Raw genomic sequence first — 14,744 nt, 5'->3', positions numbered from 1 at the left:
ACTGACAAAGATCACTCAATGGTGAGATTTTGAACATGAATTATCAATGCGGGGAGTATTAATCTCACAGTTGAAAAAGACCTTCGATAAAAATTACAATTAAAATGGATTACTCTAAAAGCCACATCATTGAAGAGATCAACAAACTGATTCCTGATCACAACTTTAAACAAGAGCAAATTATTACTTCAGGGAAAAACTATTTTGGCTGGGTAAGAGAGCGAATCGTATGGGACACCCAGGTGATCATCAATGCCGTGAGATGTAACGAACAGGCACTACCTGACGTAGAGAAGAAAATCAGGTTTCAGCTGGAACAGGAATTCAGGTCTATTATCAAGGTCGAGCCTATATTTTATGATTACTCCAACATGGAACTGATGGAAGGGGTAGTAAATGGCGTAGTAGCCCATTATGGTACACATACAGCAGTGGCCGATATATTGCAGGATAATTCCTGTAAGGATGGAAGCAAACAAGCGGGGTGCATTGTGCTGACTGCAGTAAGACTACCCAGGATTGCATAGTCCCGGGCAGCTACTAAATCTGACTGTAACTGCTTCAGGACTGTCCTTACAAAAGGCAGCGCTGAAGCAGGTTTGATATTTTGGGCCAAAACTATTTACCATATGGTTCAAATTTCTCTCCGTCAAATTTAGCAATGCCAGCGGAAACAGGACGTTCCACATTATTAATATAACAACAGGCGATCAATATAGCGCTTTACCCTTTTCTAAATAACCGTGCAGCATTTAGAATGAAAATCAATTCAGAACCTACATGAATCATTGCGGCTGTCATGGGACTCAAATACCCCAGGAAAGCCAGTACAATGCCGATAGCATCTACAATGATGGTCCCCCAGAAATTAAACTGAATCACGTTCATACATTTCTTAGCAATCGCAATAGCGGTAGCCACTTTTCGTAAGTCATTGTTCGTGAGCACCATGTCTGCACTTTCGAAAGCCACATGGGAACTGGTACCCATGGCAATGCCGACATTGGCTTCCATAAGGGCTGGCGCATCGTTGATGCCATCGCCAACCATAATGACTTTGTGGCCACGGGATTTCAGACTTGATATGTACCCTAATTTATCTGTAGGCAGCAGGTTGCCGACGGCTTCGTCTACGCGCAGGCTTTTACCTATACCCGCCACACTGGCTGTATTATCTCCAGATAATAAAATGGTTCTTAAGTGATGATCGTGCAGGTCAGAAATGGCTTCGCACGCTTCGGAACGAACAACGTCGATGATTCGGGCGCCACCTAAAATATGTTGATCATTACCGATTAAAACAGTTGATTCTCCGTTTTGACGGGCTGTATCCAACCATTGTTCTGCAGCGTGTAAGTTGATATTGTTTTCAGTAAAAAGACCTGCATTCCCGATCAGGTACCTGGTATTTTGCCGGGAAAATTCTAACCCTTTTCCTGGGAGGTAATTATACGTGTCATAGTCAACAGGCAGGATAGCTTCCTTCTTTGCAGCATCCATGATAGCCGCTGCCAATGGGTGATCGGAATGTTGCTCACCGGTGGAAAGCAAGGTCAAAAGCATGTTTCTGCCAATGCCGTTAAAGCTGGTAACGTCTGTGACTACGGCTTTATTCAATGTTAATGTGCCTGTTTTGTCTAAGATAACGGTATCTGCCTGCGCCAGTTGTTCTAAATAAACACCCCCTTTTATGACTACGCCTTCGCGGGCCGCACGACCAATACCTGCTAAGATAGCGAGTGGCGTACCAGCTGCCACACCACAGGCACCAGTCACTACAAGCGCAGAGATGGTAGCATTGATATTATGTGTGACGAGGTAGGTGATCAAAGCACCTCCGAGAGCAAAATAAACGAGCCTTGCGGCCAGTTTATCGGCTGTTTTTTCAATGGGGGACTGAGTGGCCTGGATTGATTCCATCACGCCTATAATCCGGCCAAAAATGGTATCTTTCCCAACACTGGTCGCAATGATCTCCAGTACGCCATCCTGATTGATGGTTCCGGCCAATACTTCGCTATTGATGCTTTTTTCTACCGGCAACGATTCTCCTGTAATAGCGGCCTGGTTTACAAAGCTGTTCCCTTTGAGCACAATACCATCCACCGGGATATGTGACCCTGGTTTTACAACAACTGTATCACCGGGTTGCAGGTCCTTAGCGGTTTGTGGCATCAATGCAGCCAACCCGGTTAATGCATCGCGGCCACGATCTACAATCAGGTGTTCCAGTAATTCGGCAACGAGGACAAATAGCGTAATGACCAACCCTGTTGTATACTGCCCTACCAGCAGCGTAGCCAGTACGGCTATCGACATCGAGAGCTCCATGGTCATATGACGCTCCCTGATAGCGTCAAAAGCTTCTTTAAACATAGGATAACCACAAATCAGGGTGGCTGCAACAGGGATAATGATGTACGGCAAATAACCGGACAGGGATAGTGCCAGCGCCAGGGCGGCGCCTGCTATCCGGATAAGATCGGATAAATGATATTTCATGGCTCAAAAGTACCCAGGGGCATTTTCCTAAAACAGGTAAAAAACGAAGATATTTCCGTAATTTTCAGGCATGATTAAAAGTGACTTTGCCCTGGCTATTAAGGAGTATTTTGCTGATCACACCCCCATGCACAGGCATGACTGTTTTGAGATCATCTTTATACAGGATGGTCGTGGTATGCATTTAATCAATGATAATCAGTTCCCTTATGGCAAAGGGGACCTGTTCCTCCTCAACCCTGCAGACAAACACGCGTTTCTGGCAGCCAGCAGGTCTTCTTTCGTAATTATTGATTTTACAGCAGCGTTATTCGGACGCAATTCTCCTATCGGTTACGACAAACCGGAACTGAGTCATTACTTCCGCCAGCTGGAATATATTTTTCAACACGCCGGACATTTTAAGGGGTTCATCGGGTTAAATGAAGCTGACAGGGAGTTTTCCGGTTCACTCATCCAAAGGATCGTGACAGAATGGGAGCAAAATGGCATTTTTAGGGAAGTTGTGCTCCAAAATCTTGTTTTTTTACTGTTAAATATCATCGCACGCTATGCCCAGCAGCCTGTAACAAGTGAAATCCCTGTACAGGTAGAATCTGCCGGATACGAAATGACCCAGTTTATACAGCATAATATATATGACAACGAGAAGATCAGCCTGAATGGCATAGCTGCACATTTCAATCTTTCGAAAGATTACATCGGTGCCTATTTTAATAAAAAAACAGGCAAAACCATCAGGCAGTTTATATTGGATTATAAACTGGAACTGGCTAAAAGCCGGCTCAGGTATAGCAGCTTGTCTATTTCCCAGATTGCAGAGGAATTAGGTTTTACAGACGAAAGTCATTTAAATAAATTGTTTAAACGACAGGAAGGCCTGACAGCGGGACAGTTCAGGAAGACAGCTTTTTTATCACTTCCTTGAGTGTATCGTTTGAGTATTGTAAATGAACTGGTATACTCTTTTTGATTACATCCTGAAGGGGGAATGCTTTCGACCTCACTTTTACCAGGTTAATCAGGTATACTTTGAGCCGTGCTTTTAAGATTAAATACCTCCATTATTAATCAGTTTTAAAACATATTCCATCTGCGTATCCCTGTTCTGCATAAAGCCTTCAAACGTAGGCCATACCGTATAATCAGGAATAATACCCCTACCCTCCGGCTGATCAGGTTTCACCACCGCATCCTGCTCTACATGCACGATTGAAAACTTCGACCTGATCTTTGAATTCGGTAATTCATAGACCAGCGGCATGTGTCCATTGTGGTAATAATACCCGCCCGTCGTCTCTACTCCAACTACTGTTACATTCCTTGCATATGCTTTCACCAGCGATGCCATGTGCGAACCCGCAGAAGCGACACCTTCATCAATCAGCATATACAATTTACCTTTATAACCGGGACTTTTTGGATGATAGACAGGGTTGTATTTGGGGTTCTGCATATTTCGCCCATTTATTAAAACAGGAAAATAATCCTTTAAAAAAATCTTGCCCTCTACTTTCTCCACCGAATCCATTTTATGCGAAGTGGAAGTGCCCCAGAAGTATTGTTCATATGGGATACCGTCTCCCAAAATGCTATAGGCTACTGCATTCTCTTTGAAATTTGAATCCGTCAGGTACATTACCGGTTGTTCGAAGGTCGGGTCGCTACCACCGGGATTGCCACGCAGATCAATGATGAGATTGGGCACATTATTTTGCGCCAGCAACCGGAAGACACTATCGAGGTATTTTACATAACCGGGGAAACGGGGATCCGTATCATCATCCGCCATATTGAATATACGGAAATTGAACAGCCCCGTATTCGGACTGACCATTTTAAAACTATAAGAAGGCTGTACCCGCCAGTCAGTAATACTATCTACCGGGGCGCTATAGCGTTTTGGAAACATCGCATTCCGTTCATCGTTTGTGATGGCAGCAGCAGTGATAGTTTGGGACTGATTACTACCGGGCACACGGTAAGCTATTTTAAAGCTATCATTTACACCATATTCATAGAGGTACCTGATACCATAACTTCTATCTACGCTATTGGATTGTTTTTCAGTGATATTAAAGCCATCGGTAGTGCAGTATTTGTAAAAGGATTGCATCAGTTGTTGCGCCGGAACACCATTGATACTCAATATTTCAGCGCCAACAGGGATTTGTTCACCGCTGTTATTGAAGACTATTTTTCCTTCTATGTATTTCAATGCGTAAGGGAAAAAGGCTTTCTGGCGATTTAAATATTCCACCAGTGCTGACCCGGGTTCGGTATAGTTGTGACAACTCCCTTCAAAATCTGTGAGTTGCAGAATAATATGGAAAAATTCCAGCGTTGTCATAGGCTTTTTAACCTCCTTAAATGCCCATTTATAAATGCTGTCTATCTGCTTTTGTGACCGATAGCGATAAAGGCCTGAATTAGCCGCCTTACGGATGTTAAGGAAGATGGTCAGGTCAGATTTCATTTCTCCGGGATTCAGGGTTTTATTGTAGCGCTCAAGGCTATCTTTTCTTATAAGTTGTGCGCTTACCCCCTGCTGGAATAACAGGAGCAATAACAGTACATTTTTCATAGCTACAAATGTAGGCATGATTTTGTTACCTGAATCATTGCAACAAAACGATGTGATATGATACAGCAAGATCCCAAAAAGAAACAAGACGAGCCATTAGTAAAACCCGATCCTGAAACCACGGGAGGCCATCCTGAGGAACATATGGACGGACCGATCTCTACGCTTGTACGCAAAGTGGGAGAAGAAATGGCGTCACATAACGATTTGCCTGATAATGGGGAGGAAGATGAGGAAGATGATAAAAAATAAGTATATTTACAGCAGTGGCATACAGAGGATAATCTCCGTATGCCCTGCCATTATACTTATGTTGAATACCTTATTGCTATCCCTGGTTTTAGCCTGTAATGATGCACCCAAAGATCGGGGCATTGATTCTACGCTCATCGTAGCACCTGTAAATACTACTACCCTGACTGGCAAGGTCCTCCGCTTTGCCAAAACACTGAAAGGCACCCCTTATAAATATGGTTCGGCCAATCCCGGCGTAGGTTTTGATTGCTCCGGATTTATTACGTATGTGTTTAATCATTTCAGGATCGATGTGCCCCGGAGCAGCGTGGGATTTACCAATGAAGGCAGACCTGTTGCACTGGCTGAAGCACAACCCGGAGACCTGATCTTATTCACAGGCACTGATAGTACAGTACGTACTGTTGGGCATATGGGAATTATTACGCAGGTAGGTAACCGTATTGTGTTTATTCATTCTACATCAGGGAAGGCGTATGGTGTAACGGAGACCCCACTTGATAAGTATTATATGGGACGGTTTGTAAAGATCATCAGGTATATATAGCAAAAGCCGGGTTATAACCCCGGCTTTTCTGACTGAAACTGTAACTGTGTAGCTGGTGCTTTCTGCTGGCTCTTCTGCTGAATTTTCTTGAAATCATCCAGGTCTTTCTGATTGGTGATCTGTCCTTTTACAAAAGCTGACAAAGCTTCATTCCCACATACATTTTCATTGCATGACAGACCAGTTTCCCGCATGGTCTGGATATATTCTTTTACGAGATTTTTAGTCACCGATTGATCGGGGTGCCAATAGTCTTTCCGCACTACTTCCAGCATACGGGAGATCATCACCTGATAAGCATATAAATTATGCCCTTCAGCAAATTGTTTTTTGCGCCGGGTATTGATGTAGGTATTGTAGAACTGCTGCCAGTTATTTTCATCAATAGCTTCGGGTACGGTGACCTGCCAACCCCATACGTTCGCAACCACTTTATTGATCATTCTGCCTCCGGCGTAGCCTTCCTGCAACATTTTGTCTATCCATTTGGGATTCAGGTACCGGCTCTGCAATTCCTGACTGATGTAGGTATCCAGTGATTCCTGTACACCTTTTCCTTTTGTTAGATTAGAAATAACCACGGCCGGAGATTTACCATCGATCGCCCTGATAGCCATCGCAGCACCTCCAAGGTATTGGAACAGGTCATCATTATCCAATGCGCCATAGAGATTTGAGGAGCGACTGTGCACTACGACCTTTGTGCCGGAGAGCGTGCTTTTCATCAGTTGCATACTAAGGTTGTGTGGTAAGCTACTATCGATCGCCTCAGCTTTATCACCCCAGAAATGCTGGCCGTATAAGTGGCTCATCCTGTTAAAGTATACATCGGATACCTGGGTTTCATCATTCCAGGTACCTGAGGATTGGATTACATCATCGAGGCCGGTGCCATAGGCGCCACTGGGTACGGAGAACATTCTGACAGCGGCGAGTCTGGCAGCGAGGGAGTCGTTGATACCGCTGGCTCTTAGTCTTTGTTGGGTAGCTAAAATATGCCTGCGTACATAGTTATCCGGTTCATCCGCTTCTTTCACAAGAGAGACAGCTTTGTCTAAAAGTTCCATCAGATTAGGGAACATATCCCTGTATAAACCAGATGGAATAATGACTACATCTACTCTTGGACGGTTCAACTGCGAAAGCTTTACACCGCTTACCCGCCCGAAGCTATCGTAAGTAGGTTCTACCCCCATGAGCCGTAATATCTGTGATTCAATCACGCCTTCATGCCGGATCGTCTCTGTAGACCAAAGATTGAATGTGACCTTTTCAGGAAAAGTATCACAGCGGGCAATGAGTTCTTCTGCCAGCTCACTACCGGCTTTGTATACATCTTTAGAGGGTAGTTTAGCCGGATCGAAAGCATAAAAGTTCCTACCTGTAGGTAGGGATGCAGGATTACGAATAGGATCATTCCCCTGCCCTGCGGCGATGTATTTGCCATTAAGGGCATCCATGAGTGCATTCATCTCGGCTGGACCACTGGCAATGACATTGCGATTGGTATCAGGTGGAGAAACACCGAAAGTATGGAGACCAAAGGGGGTTTGTTTTTCGCCTGTTTCCTGCACAAAATGTTCAAGCGATTGAATGCCTTTATTAAATTCTTTTGTAAGGGAAAGTTGGACACTGAGTGCTTTGATGGCTGCTAGTTTTGCATTTGCCAATACCTCGCTCTTTTCTTTCGCAGCCATGTATTCATTGATCAGCGCTCCTAATTCTTTCATCTTCGGGTTTAACCCTGCACTATCAAATGGTGGTGTCATATGATCAATAACTATGGCCATCCCTCTTCTTTTTGCCTGTAAGCCTTCACCTACATCATCTACGATGTAGGGATAAATGTTCACCATGTTATTGATCAGTGCTTCGGGCGCATCATCATCATTCAAACCAGTTTCCTTCCCACTCAGCCATTCGTGGGTACCATGTGTACCTAAGTGAATGAGCGCGTCTGCATGGTATTTATGTTTCAGGTACAAATAAAATGCGATATACTGGTGATGTGGTGGCAATGTAATATCATGATACATGGTATTTACATCCTGATCCCAGCCACGGGCAGGTTGTGGCAGGAGCATGATATTGCCATATTGCACAGCAGGTAATACAAAGTAAGCCTTACCCTCCGCATCGCGCCATGTCATGATTTTCGAAAATGCAGGCGCCCCCCATTTGGCAATCACCTGTTTCTGGAAAGATACGCTTAGGGTGGCAAACCACTGCTGGTATTCTTCCATGGAAACTAAAACGGGATGACCATATTTCACAAGACGATCTATTTCGGCAGGTGCCCAGGTACCGATGTTCCGCCCCTGTTTCATTACATCTTTGAATACAGACAAGCTATCACTACCTAAGTTATATCCTTCCTGCTGCATTCTATGGAGAATTATTTCCATACTGGCAGGCAATACATTCAGGTAACTGGCGCCTACATTATCTTTTCCCGGAGGGTTGGAATAATATACGACTGCAATATGTTTGTCTTTGTTAGGTTTGTTTTGCAGGTTGATCAAGGCTGTCACCCTGTCTACGAGGCGTTTTACACGATCCGGAATGACGGCTTTTTCTACGATGCCATTCATTAACTCCTGACTACTGGTGACAGTGGGTTGTATTTGTCCTGTCAGTTCAGGTCTGCTCAGGTACATCCCTCTTGCAAAGATACTGAGACCCGTCTTAGAATGTGCCCAATCTTCATAACTGCCATCTAATTGAATGATACTGATAACAGGGATCTTCATTTTTGCAAACTGTTCCTGTAACGCTTCTGTAGACGATCCTGTTAAGGTAGATGCTGTGATGAGCAGATTGAGTTCAGCACCGAATTGCTTCAATGCATTTACCATCGGGAAACCAAAGAAAGGCATAACATTGTACCCTGCCATTTCCAGTGCTTCCACATGTTTATCAATATATCCATGTTGCCCTGTCAGGAACTCATAACGAAAACTATAGAGGCCGATCCAGGGCTGGCCGGGTTTGTAATGTTTGTAGGTATTTTTATAAATTTCAAAACTACCACATACTGAATCGGTGGTAAGATTATAGATCGCATTCTCCGGATAGCGGATCACGTCTTTGTAATCTAAGTTGGTTTTGAAATCTTTGTTCAGGCAGAAGCGTACCATGTTTTTAAGGTTCTCCAGACTGGCCTGCGCAAAGTAGCTCAAAACCTTCTGGTTGAAGATGACACCGTCCTTTTTATAGCTTTCCTCATCGGGTGTGGTGCCCAGTACGTAAACTTTCGCGCCATGTGAGACCGCCTTTATTATTTGTGGGCGCACCTGTTCGAATACCGAAGAGGCATGTATATATACAAATATAAGATCAGACTGCCCAAGCCATACCGCCTGTGCACTATCATAAGAGGCAGTGGAGAATACATGCATATTGCAGTCATTCGACAATAATTCCTTTACCCTGGCCCCTGTCTGACTAAAATTGTCAGACAGGACCAGACTTACTTTTACCTGGGCAGATACAATTGTGGTAAATAGCATTGCCCATAACAGGATCACTGATTTCTTCATAAATTATAAGATAAGCCTACATTAAATGAGCGGCGGGGTGCATAATAATAACTGGTAGCAGAGCCATAGTAGCCGTAATACAACTTATCAAACAGGTTCAAAACATTGGCATATACATTGAATTTTGTGATCTGTTTTGCGACCCTTATATCAAATACAGTGTTAGCTGCCAGCTCTCTTGCTTTGGTATTTTCCAGATCACCGTAACTTTTATCGGCATACCTTACCCAAACACTTGCATCAAAGAGTTTGGCTTTTGAAAATGCTATACCGCCATCCAATCGATGATGCGGGTTGCCGTCCATTTCATTGCCTTCGTAGGCAGTATTGGATTCGTATTTGAGGATCTTTGAGTTATTGTAGAAATAACTCAGTATCGTGGTGAGATAAGGTGCCACTTTGTAACGTACAGAGGCCTCTACACCTGAGAGTCGGACTGCGCCGATATTAATGTATTGACGTACAGCCCATGAACCCGGATCAAAGTATGAGGGCACCTTTGAAGCATCTATGAGAACCGCATCCAGGAAATCTTTATAGCGGGAAGTGTAAGCAGTAGCAGCTACTTCCAGCACCTGACCGATGGTATAATCAGCACCTGCTTCTACAGAATACACCATCCGCTCAGGTTTCAGATCCGGGTTTCCTAAGCGGAAAGTACTACCCAGCAGTGACGAATTGTACATGTAATACATACTGGGCGCTTTGAATCCCATGGCATATACAGCCCTGAGCCGGAACTGGTCAGTGATACGATATACTACACCTGCTTTTGGAGACAGTACTGACGACGAAGCATTGCTGTAGTGAATAGCCGTAGGTGTACCACTTTGGTTATCGTAGAATTTACCATTGTCATTGTGCCAGTTATCCCAGCGCAAGCCTACATTGAAATTCAGGGAATTGCCTATAGACAGATCATCATTTATAAATAAGGAATAGAAATTCTGATTGCCAGAATAGTTTTGATTGCCTTTGCCGTAATAGTATTTTTCTGAAGACAATTTATTTAATCTTATATCTCCGCCAATAGTCAGGTCATTTACGCCTATTTTACGGCTGATCTTTCCAATAAAACCCGTTACATCAACAGGCACATTAGTTGTATAATAGTTTGTGCTAAAGGAACCTTTTTCTGTATTGTAATTCAGCGCATCCGTATTCATTTTCTCATGATTATAATAAGCGGAAGCGCTATAGTCGAACAAGTTATTTTTTCCTGTATACCGCAGGAGGAAATTGGCTACATTGTTTTTCTCTTTATATAATATGGATGTACCGGAAGCAGGGTTTTCAGTGTGCAGGTCTACGATACCTTCCAGTTTGGATCGTTCATTCAGCTGATACACGACCTTTACATTTGCATTTAACAACTCCATGACTGGCTTTTGATAATAGCTTTTCCAAAGGCTATCTGCCATGTATTGGTAACCACCTGTTTTCTTATACTCTACAAATGCGATAATGCCAAAGCCGTTGTTAAAGAGCTTACCGGCTTTCACATTGGCGATTAAAGTATTCATAGATCCATAGCGTACATCTGCGCCGAACGTGGTTTGTTTGCGGGGATTTTCAGTCACTAAATTAATCGTACCACCCATAGAACTGGAACCGTAAATAGAAGACCCGGGACCACGTACGACCTCAATTCTTGCAATACTGTTTGACGCAATGCTGTTCCATAAGGAAACCCCACCGGTGTAAGTATCATTTAATGGAATGCCATCTTTCAGGATCAGTGTACGCCCTGCGGAGCCAGTACCTCTCAGGGTTACAGTGGTGTGAGAACCTGTAGTGGTCAATCCCCTGTTACGATCTACTGCAACACCGGGTATGTATCTTAATGCCTCATCAATGGTTTGTATCTGTTTCATCTCAGGATCACTGCTCTTGATGATGGAAACGCTGGATGAAATCTTTCGCAATTCTACCGGCATGGCGGATGCCGTGACGGTTACTTCATTTAATGGTGTCTGCGCGTGAGTTTGGAGCACGCAAAATAACGGCAATAATATGCCGGGTATAGTCAACTTCATTGTAATATTTTGAAAAAATAAGCCCTGCGCGAACGGGTGTTCACGTCAAAAAAACAAAAGAATTGTCAGGCTATTGCAGGCGGGCCGCGAAGTGGGTAGTGAAGGGATGTGAGGGAAATAAAACCTGCAGTATATGCAGCATACTGCTGTACGACAGGCAGTAAAGGAGGGAAATAAGTGGGCAGACCCGGTACCTCCACATCTCTGGTGAGGTGAAAGTCGCAAATGGCGCAATGATGACCGGGCTGCTGAAAAGAAATTATCTGCAATTGTCGCCCCTCCCCCTGCGGTACCGCATGGTGGTGGAACATCTTTACACTGTGTACTACCGCCAGCAAGGCAAGCAGGCACCAGGCAAGACATCTTTTGAAGATGATATTTCTCTTGTCAGACACGCGGCAAAGATATAAGATCACCCCAATAAATGCAACAATGTTTTATTTTTTATTCAACCACTCTAAACGACGCTGGTCAGGTAAATGCTTCACAGTAAAGTTTTCGAACTTTGCTTCGAAGCCCTGTCCATCAGGAGAAGCAGCCATCATGCCTACCATTACAGGGCGATTGTCCTGCAAAGGGCAGTTGCGGGTCATGACATAATTCACATCGTCAAAAGAGTAAAAGATCTCTACTGCATCCAGTCTTCTTACGGCTTTGATCCAGATGAACGGCGGCACCTTTTCCAGTGTGGTTACAGACCAGTCGCTGGTTTTGTGGGTCACTACAGTGCTTACATTGAACTTACCATCTACAAACTCCACTCCTGTCTTGATATAGTTCTCCTGGTCTGTTCTGATCATCAGGCCCATCTGATCGAAACGTGCTTTATAATTGCCGGTGAGTTTTACCTTTACCTCGAATTCTCCGCCGTAATCAGCATAATAAAAAGGGGCGTCATCTACGGTAAAGCCATAGTGGGAAATACGCCAGTAATCGGTTTGCGGGGTCACGAACATCGTCAATGCCTTATCCTTAATATCCCATCTGGCGGGTTCGTTATACCACTGCATTTTCTCAAGTGTCTGTGCAGATACGGTGTGCATGGCTATGAGAGCAGCTACGGTCCAGAGAATCTTTTTCATACTTGTTGAATTATTACTTTTGCAAATGTAAATGCTGGTTATGCAAGGTGCAATGGTTAATATTAACCAAAATATACTGAATGATACGCTGTTGACGCAATCCTTTTCGCAACAGGACTCTCCGCTGGCACAGTGCCAGTTGGTCGCGAAGATGTATGCGGGTATCGAAAATGCGGTAGCTGTATTGAGTGACCTGAAGGCTAACAGGAGTTATATCTATTCCGGTGGTGTGGGGACCGCAATGGGATTGGACATCGGAACGGAGATCGACTCTATCTGGGAAGAAGGCTTATTTAGCAGGATACGGCCGGATGATCTGGAAGCGAAACATGCGATGGAACTTCAATTCTTTCATATGCTGAAAGATCTGCCGAATCATGAACGATACGATTACTATGTAAACAGTATTCTTCATATGCGGAATGCACAGGATGAATATGTACCTGTGCAGCACCGTATGTTCTATATCAGGAGTGCAGATAATGGCAGTGTATGGATGGCGCTATGCCTGTACAATTTTCCTCCACAGCAGGTAGAGAGTGATAATTATTTCGGGCGGATCGTGAATTCAAGAACGGGTAAGATCATGCTGCCAGACAGGCAACAGGTCAATGATATTCTCTCAGAAAGAGAAAAAGAGGTACTGCGTATGATCAAAACCGGAAGTAGCAGCAAGGAGATTGCTGCGCGGTTTTCTATTAGTGTGTATACAGTGAACAGGCACCGGCAGAATATTCTGCAAAAGCTCCATGTGAACAACTCCATGGCGGCTTTAAGGATTGCGGATGCTATTCATCTGTTAGAGAATTAGCCTACATTTGCCCTATGAAAACAATAATTACCACCCTTATATCCCTTTCGCTATCAACCGGGATATATGCGCAAACCTTGAAAGTACCAGCTGCCAGCAGCGGCACCAGCATCACACAAAAAGTAGGTATTCACGATGTAACTTTAAAGTACAACCGTCCAAACATGAACGGTCGTAAGATCTTTGGAGGTCTGGTACCTTACGGTTCCGTATGGAGACTGGGTGCGAACGGTATTCCTGCTATTACCTTTGAAGATGCAGTTAGCATAGAAGGTCACAAGATCGAAGCAGGTACTTATGGCCTGTTCGCTATTCCTGAAAAAGATAAATGGACGATCATCATCAGCAAAAAATCTAATCAGTGGGGTTCTTATTCCTACAGCAAAGAAGACGATCTGTTGCGTTTTGATGTAAAGCCATCTACCCTGCCTTATGCAGTAGAAACTTACACCATGGCTTTCGAAAATGTAAAGCCGGCTGCTGCTGTATTGAGCATTTCATGGGATCATACACAGGTACAACTGCACATGACTGTCGATCAGAAAGCTGAGATCATGGCAAGCATTGATTCAGCTATGGCGACTGAAAAGAAGCCTTACATGCAGGCAGCACAATATTATTACGACAATAATATAGATGCTAAAAAAGCGCTGGAATGGATCAATGAAATGGACAAGGCACAGCCGAACGTATTTTATATTAAATACTGGAAAGCGAAGATGCAGCTGAAAGCTGGTGATAAAGCCGGTGCAATTGCTTCTTCCAAAGAGAGTATAGAGCTGGCAAAGAAAGATAATATACAGGAGTATATTAATCTCAACAACGAGTTCCTGAAGCAAGCAGGTAAATAATTAAACCCTTCATCAAAGAGTGAATTCACCAACTGGGATGAAAACCATTTTCAGAAAAAGAGCGGGGCACTTTGAGGTGCCCCGCTCTTTTTTTGAATAACCTAAGCCGCCCGCTCACAAGTATCAATAATATCCGCTGCAATCTGGTTCAGGTCCTGCAGATTTTGCGGCTTTACTATATACCTGAATGCTCCGGCGTTCAAACATTGTGTTCTAAAGTGATGAGAATTGGACGTGCTCCAAACTATTTTTGGTATGCTGGTGAGCCTGTGGATCTCTCCTATCCGCTCCAACACCTGCAGGCCATTGATGCCTGGCATGTTGTAATCCAATACTATTAAACAAGGAGTATCATCCTCCCTGGAAGATAAATAATGTAAAACCTCTGACCCGTTATTGAATAATTTAATACAAATAGCTGGCGCTATTTTATGAATGGCTTCAGAAAGTAATGTCTGGTCTTCAATATCATCATCTACCAGTAAAATGGTAATCTGGTCTTTGCACATAAGTGTAAGTCCCCCGGCTATTAGGGTG

The 14,744-nt window shown here is 43.9% G+C and carries 13 protein-coding genes; 6 read left to right on the top strand and 7 right to left on the bottom strand.

Annotation, left to right across the window (positions count from 1 at the left end):
* Window positions 1-104 precede the first annotated feature (104 nt).
* Window positions 105-527, top strand: a complete 423-nt coding sequence (locus BW716_RS24025) for a hypothetical protein (protein ID WP_083726811.1) — start codon at window positions 105-107, stop codon at window positions 525-527.
* A 196-nt stretch (window positions 528-723) separates the two neighbouring features.
* Here BW716_RS24025 and BW716_RS24020 read toward each other — a convergent pair whose 3' ends face one another.
* A complete protein-coding gene (locus BW716_RS24020) occupies window positions 724-2,502 on the bottom strand; it encodes a cation-translocating P-type ATPase (protein ID WP_083726809.1) in 1,779 nt (592 codons plus the stop codon).
* A 70-nt stretch (window positions 2,503-2,572) separates the two neighbouring features.
* On the opposite strand from BW716_RS24020, the gene BW716_RS24015 reads away from it, so the two are divergent.
* Entirely contained in the window at window positions 2,573-3,430 is an 858-nt protein-coding gene (locus BW716_RS24015) for an AraC family transcriptional regulator (protein WP_083726807.1), read from the top strand.
* A 123-nt stretch (window positions 3,431-3,553) separates the two neighbouring features.
* Here the strand turns inward: BW716_RS24015 and BW716_RS24010 are convergent, their stop codons facing one another.
* A complete protein-coding gene (locus BW716_RS24010) occupies window positions 3,554-5,104 on the bottom strand; it encodes a S41 family peptidase (protein ID WP_083726805.1) in 1,551 nt (516 codons plus the stop codon).
* A gap of 39 nt (window positions 5,105-5,143) precedes the next feature.
* On the opposite strand from BW716_RS24010, the gene BW716_RS24005 reads away from it, so the two are divergent.
* Together BW716_RS24005 and BW716_RS24000 are read left to right on the top strand one after the other, a co-directional pair.
* A complete protein-coding gene (locus tag BW716_RS24005) occupies window positions 5,144-5,338 on the top strand; it encodes a hypothetical protein (RefSeq protein ID WP_083726803.1) in 195 nt (64 codons plus the stop codon).
* Window positions 5,339-5,396: 58 nt separating this feature from the next.
* Window positions 5,397-5,888: a C40 family peptidase gene (locus BW716_RS24000; RefSeq protein ID WP_179091246.1), complete on the top strand. Its 492-nt coding sequence runs from the start codon at window positions 5,397-5,399 to the stop codon at window positions 5,886-5,888.
* Between the two features lie 11 nt (window positions 5,889-5,899).
* Here BW716_RS24000 and BW716_RS23995 read toward each other — a convergent pair whose 3' ends face one another.
* The 4 genes from BW716_RS23995 to BW716_RS23980 form a co-directional block, all read right to left on the bottom strand.
* Window positions 5,900-9,427 (bottom strand): cobaltochelatase subunit CobN, encoded by a 3,528-nt coding sequence (locus BW716_RS23995; protein ID WP_083726799.1) that lies wholly within the window; start codon window positions 9,425-9,427, stop codon window positions 5,900-5,902.
* A complete protein-coding gene (locus tag BW716_RS23990; protein ID WP_083726797.1) occupies window positions 9,424-11,463 on the bottom strand; it encodes a TonB-dependent receptor in 2,040 nt (679 codons plus the stop codon). Before BW716_RS23990 ends, BW716_RS23995 begins: the two co-directional genes overlap by 4 nt.
* 65 nt (window positions 11,464-11,528) lie before the next feature.
* Window positions 11,529-11,858: a hypothetical protein gene (locus BW716_RS23985; RefSeq protein WP_083726795.1), complete on the bottom strand. Its 330-nt coding sequence runs from the start codon at window positions 11,856-11,858 to the stop codon at window positions 11,529-11,531.
* Window positions 11,859-11,900: 42 nt separating this feature from the next.
* Window positions 11,901-12,545, bottom strand: coding sequence for a DUF1349 domain-containing protein (locus BW716_RS23980; protein ID WP_083726793.1), 645 nt, complete (start codon window positions 12,543-12,545; stop codon window positions 11,901-11,903).
* A 40-nt stretch (window positions 12,546-12,585) separates the two neighbouring features.
* On the opposite strand from BW716_RS23980, the gene BW716_RS23975 reads away from it, so the two are divergent.
* A complete protein-coding gene (locus tag BW716_RS23975; protein ID WP_220388824.1) occupies window positions 12,586-13,356 on the top strand; it encodes a response regulator transcription factor in 771 nt (256 codons plus the stop codon).
* Between the two features lie 14 nt (window positions 13,357-13,370).
* Window positions 13,371-14,207 carry a DUF2911 domain-containing protein gene (locus BW716_RS23970; protein WP_083726791.1) on the top strand — a complete coding sequence of 279 codons (837 nt, stop codon included), beginning with the start codon at window positions 13,371-13,373 and terminating at the stop codon, window positions 14,205-14,207.
* A gap of 101 nt (window positions 14,208-14,308) precedes the next feature.
* On the opposite strand, the gene BW716_RS23965 is transcribed toward BW716_RS23970, so the two are convergent.
* Window positions 14,309-14,716 carry a response regulator gene (locus BW716_RS23965; protein ID WP_083726790.1) on the bottom strand — a complete coding sequence of 136 codons (408 nt, stop codon included), beginning with the start codon at window positions 14,714-14,716 and terminating at the stop codon, window positions 14,309-14,311.
* Window positions 14,717-14,744 lie beyond the last annotated feature (28 nt).

Source organism: [Flexibacter] sp. ATCC 35208 (assembly GCF_001975825.1).
Classification (GTDB): Bacteria; Bacteroidota; Bacteroidia; order Chitinophagales; family Chitinophagaceae; genus Chitinophaga.
This window is presented reverse-complemented; position numbering and strand designations above follow the sequence as displayed.

Excerpts from the sequence above, each read along its gene's own strand:
- BW716_RS23990 (WP_083726797.1), bottom strand. The coding sequence starts at position 11,463 with ATGAAGTTGACTATACCCGGCATATTATTGCCGTTATTTTGCGTGCTC.
- BW716_RS24020 (WP_083726809.1), bottom strand. The coding sequence starts at position 2,502 with ATGAAATATCATTTATCCGATCTTATCCGGATAGCAGGCGCCGCCCTG.
- BW716_RS23980 (WP_083726793.1), bottom strand. The coding sequence starts at position 12,545 with ATGAAAAAGATTCTCTGGACCGTAGCTGCTCTCATAGCCATGCACACC.
- BW716_RS24015 (WP_083726807.1), top strand. The coding sequence starts at position 2,573 with ATGATTAAAAGTGACTTTGCCCTGGCTATTAAGGAGTATTTTGCTGAT.
- BW716_RS24025 (WP_083726811.1), top strand. The coding sequence starts at position 105 with ATGGATTACTCTAAAAGCCACATCATTGAAGAGATCAACAAACTGATT.
- BW716_RS23995 (WP_083726799.1), bottom strand. The coding sequence starts at position 9,427 with ATGAAGAAATCAGTGATCCTGTTATGGGCAATGCTATTTACCACAATT.
- BW716_RS23965 (WP_083726790.1), bottom strand. The coding sequence starts at position 14,716 with ATGTGCAAAGACCAGATTACCATTTTACTGGTAGATGATGATATTGAA.
- BW716_RS24005 (WP_083726803.1), top strand. The coding sequence starts at position 5,144 with ATGATACAGCAAGATCCCAAAAAGAAACAAGACGAGCCATTAGTAAAA.
- BW716_RS24010 (WP_083726805.1), bottom strand. The coding sequence starts at position 5,104 with ATGCCTACATTTGTAGCTATGAAAAATGTACTGTTATTGCTCCTGTTA.
- BW716_RS23970 (WP_083726791.1), top strand. The coding sequence starts at position 13,371 with ATGAAAACAATAATTACCACCCTTATATCCCTTTCGCTATCAACCGGG.
- BW716_RS23975 (WP_220388824.1), top strand. The coding sequence starts at position 12,586 with ATGCAAGGTGCAATGGTTAATATTAACCAAAATATACTGAATGATACG.
- BW716_RS24000 (WP_179091246.1), top strand. The coding sequence starts at position 5,397 with ATGTTGAATACCTTATTGCTATCCCTGGTTTTAGCCTGTAATGATGCA.